Source organism: Salinimicrobium gaetbulicola, assembly GCF_042676025.1.
Lineage (GTDB): Bacteria > Bacteroidota > Bacteroidia > Flavobacteriales > Flavobacteriaceae > Salinimicrobium > Salinimicrobium gaetbulicola.
Genome location: NZ_JBHTJP010000028.1, coordinates 1 through 3,271, shown reverse-complemented (window position 1 = coordinate 3,271; position 3,271 = coordinate 1). Strand labels below are relative to the sequence as shown.

At 33.9% G+C, this 3,271-nt stretch carries 4 protein-coding genes; all 4 read right to left on the bottom strand.

Annotated elements, in window-relative coordinates:
• Positions 1–285: 285 nt before the first annotated feature.
• A complete protein-coding gene (locus ACFQ1G_RS01425) occupies positions 286–1,101 on the bottom strand; it encodes a hypothetical protein (RefSeq protein WP_380736456.1) in 816 nt (271 codons plus the stop codon).
• 195 nt (positions 1,102–1,296) lie between these two features.
• Positions 1,297–1,800: a hypothetical protein gene (locus ACFQ1G_RS01420; RefSeq protein WP_380736455.1), complete on the bottom strand. Its 504-nt coding sequence runs from the start codon at positions 1,798–1,800 to the stop codon at positions 1,297–1,299.
• 141 nt (positions 1,801–1,941) lie between these two features.
• Complete coding sequence (locus ACFQ1G_RS01415) at positions 1,942–2,490, bottom strand: hypothetical protein (RefSeq protein ID WP_380736454.1); 549 nt, start codon at positions 2,488–2,490, stop codon at positions 1,942–1,944.
• A gap of 166 nt (positions 2,491–2,656) precedes the next feature.
• Positions 2,657–3,151 carry a hypothetical protein gene (locus ACFQ1G_RS01410; RefSeq protein ID WP_380736411.1) on the bottom strand — a complete coding sequence of 165 codons (495 nt, stop codon included), beginning with the start codon at positions 3,149–3,151 and terminating at the stop codon, positions 2,657–2,659.
• Positions 3,152–3,271: the final 120 nt, after the last annotated feature.

Genomic DNA, 3,271 nt, shown 5'->3' with positions numbered 1-3,271 from the left:
CAATCCGTTTTTCAGCAATTTTGGTTTATCACAGCAACCAATTAATAATATAGAGGAAAGTAAAATGAGAAGTTTGTTCATTCGGTTTTAATTGTGCCCAACGTCTCCGGTTAACGCAAGTAGCGGCCTTGGGAAACGTAAATTTGTCGGTTAAGTTATCTTTTTAAAGGTAGTTAAAAATGTCATTTTAGAGGGTCTGCCGCTATTTGCTCGTTAACCGATGTTGTGTGTAGTGTTAACTGCGTCCGAACATTGTCTCATAGGCTTTTCTGGAATTGAGCAGAATCAATAATGTGCTAAAAAATCGCTCAGTGCAAACGTTTGAGGTTTTGTAGGATTAAATTCGTAATATTTTTCTCCAATCAGTCTTACTTTAACGGTTTTGGCATCTAAAATCTTTTGGATATCCCTACGACTTAATGAAAAGGAACTTATTTCTTCAACTTCGACATACCCTCTCCAGTTCTGAACGTCTTTCGAAATTTCTTTTAGAGGATAGGTTAGTATTTCTTTTCCGTTATCAAGAGAAAATTTAATTGTAGTGGAGTATATCCAGTCTGAAGCAGTAAAATTTATGTTGGCGCGCAAAGTGTTTTTATCCATTGGCGCATAGGTCAAGTAGATTCTCGGTTCCAATGGTGCTTCTTGGTAAAAGCCAGATCTTAAGGACTCGACTTTAGAACCACCATAAAAATCATCATTTACCACTCTATATGCTCTTTTATCAAAATCATAAACAGTGGCTTCTTTATCTTTTTTGTCCACTATAACTTCATATCTGTCGGTTGTGTAGACAATAATATGATAATTTGAGGAACGTCCGCCAGCATTCTCATAGACTTTTTCAAAGCCTTTGTCTAAGAGGAAATCTTCGAACTTCTGAGAATTCTTCAATTTAAATATTATGGCGAATATTCCTTTAGAATCACTTCTAAAATAGTAGTTTCGGTAAAGGTCAGTCTTAATTTTCTGAGGTTCGGAAATTTCAATTTTATCAGATTCGTTTGTACCATAAAGAGGTTTTAATTCATTAGGAACGAGTTCTTGACTTAAACCTGAAAGAGGAATAAATAATACAAATAGTAGTAGCAATCTTATCATAAATATCGGTTTGAGTTTTTTTTTACATTACACACAACGTCTCCGGTTAACGCAAGTAGCGGACTTGGGGACGCGAATTTGTCGGTTAAGTTATCATTTTAAAGGTAGTCAAAAATGTCATTTCAGATGGTCTGCCGCTATTTGCTCGTTAACCGATGTTGTGGTGCGTTAAGGAGTTATGCATAATTTTTCTTCTTATTTTATTTGTGCCATTTCATTCATTTCTATTCCCAATATTCCATTCAATGTTTCTTGAGGAGTTATCCATAGAATTATGCCTAAACCACCAATGATTAGGATCCGTTTTAAAATGCTTAGGTAACCTTCCGACCTGGTTTTCGAAAATCTTATTATTGAGGTTATTCCGATTATGAGCAAAATTGGAATTCCCAATGGATAAAATGTATTAAATGGCCAATACATAAGAGACCATAAAATTCCCAAAGTTGTAAGCCCTAATCCCAAACCTAATCCTATAGTACCTAAAATTCTCCATTTTGAAATACCTAGATAGGATTCTCTTTTTAAAATCTTTTTGAAGCGAATATTGTTGAAATAAGCAAAACTGAAGTAGGTATAGAACAAACTTAATCCAAGTATCGACATTATAAAGATCGGGTTTAATTCATCACCTAGAAGAAATTTATAAGCTATAGAGATTGTTGCTACGGTTCCGAAAATCAGTTCAATTTTTCTCATTTAGTAGAATTTTGTTTAATGCACCACAACGTCTCCGGTTAACGCAAGTAGCGGACCTGGGAAACGTAAATTTGTCGGTTAAGTTATCTTTTTAAAGGTAGTCAAAAATGTTATTTAAGAGGATCTGCCGCTATTTGCTCGTTAACCGATGTTGCCACCAGTTTTAATTTCTTTTTCAATTATTTTTAAAATTGTAATGTACTTTTCAAATTGGTATATGTCTTTAATACCATGAGGAGGAGTTAATACGATCCGATCAGTTTGTTTTTTGTCCGTTCTGATATAAACATTTTCATCAACTAAATGTTCAGCAAACTCTTTGTTTGAACCGAGTTTCTTAATTAAGGTTTGATCCCCCTTAAACAGGAACTGTTTTCTGATCTTAATAGGAATATTATCTTTATTTCTGGGAAAAACAAAGTCGAGTAAATTATTCCAAAAATCTTTAGGGTAAATTGTCAGTTCCGTTTTATAAAATTTCTCCAGGTAAAGTATGATCCGAAATGGTTCTGCTGTAGGTGTAGCTCCACCGACTTCATTGAGATTAACACTAATTTTTGTTCCATCTACCTCTATTAATCCTTTTTTCGGCTGATAAGTGTATTTTCCTATTGGACTGTTCACATTCTTGGCCTGTTCCTCCGAATAGATTCCACTGTATTTTTTAGATAGTTCTTCAATAATATTCATTGAATCGGAGGTTCTTTAAATTGGTGGCAACGTCTCCGGTTAACGCAAGTAGCGGAAGTTGGGGACGAGAATTTGTCGGTTAAATTACCTTTTTAAAGGTAGTCAAAAATGTCATTTTTGAGTGGTCTGCCGCTATTTGCTCGTTAACCGATGTTGTACACCGTTTTTATATTATAATTAAACTTATTGGTAAATCATTTTTCAATTCCTCAAGCTTCATTTCGTTCCACCATTCTCTTGGGATTTTAGAGCCATCTAATTCAAAACCAATTTCAATTTCTTTGACCAAGATAAATACACTTCCCTCGGCTGTTGATATATCGTCAATGGTATATTTGTTTTTTAAGTCAGCAAGAGTATTGCCTATACCAATTCCTAATTCTGTTTTGAACTTCTGTCCGTATAGCCAAATCCTCCAAACTTTTTCTCCGTTTTCGTCAGGTTCTACAGAATAAATCAATTCAGAGTTTTCGTAAACATTAAAAATAGCATAGTCATCTCCTTCAAGATTTATTGTTTCTTCTTTGACTTTATAAATTTCTCTCTTACTTTCTAAAAAATCAGAAATATCCATTCCGATTTTCACATTATCAACGCAATTATTCTCTATAATTCCAGAATTAATAAATAAAAAAAGTGTGATTATTGTCAGTATTTTCATATTTCCTCAAATGGTGTACAACGTTCCCGGTTAACGCAAGTAGCGGTTTTTGGAAACGTTTATTTATCGGTTAAGTTATCTTTTTAAAGGTAGTCAAAAATGTCTTTTTGAAAGGGCTGC

Bases quoted from the DNA above. Each gene is read 5' to 3' on its own strand.
- ACFQ1G_RS01420 (WP_380736455.1), bottom strand. From the start codon at position 1,800: ATGAGAAAAATTGAACTGATTTTCGGAACCGTAGCAACAATCTCTATA.
- ACFQ1G_RS01410 (WP_380736411.1), bottom strand. From the start codon at position 3,151: ATGAAAATACTGACAATAATCACACTTTTTTTATTTATTAATTCTGGA.
- ACFQ1G_RS01415 (WP_380736454.1), bottom strand. From the start codon at position 2,490: ATGAATATTATTGAAGAACTATCTAAAAAATACAGTGGAATCTATTCG.
- ACFQ1G_RS01425 (WP_380736456.1), bottom strand. From the start codon at position 1,101: ATGATAAGATTGCTACTACTATTTGTATTATTTATTCCTCTTTCAGGT.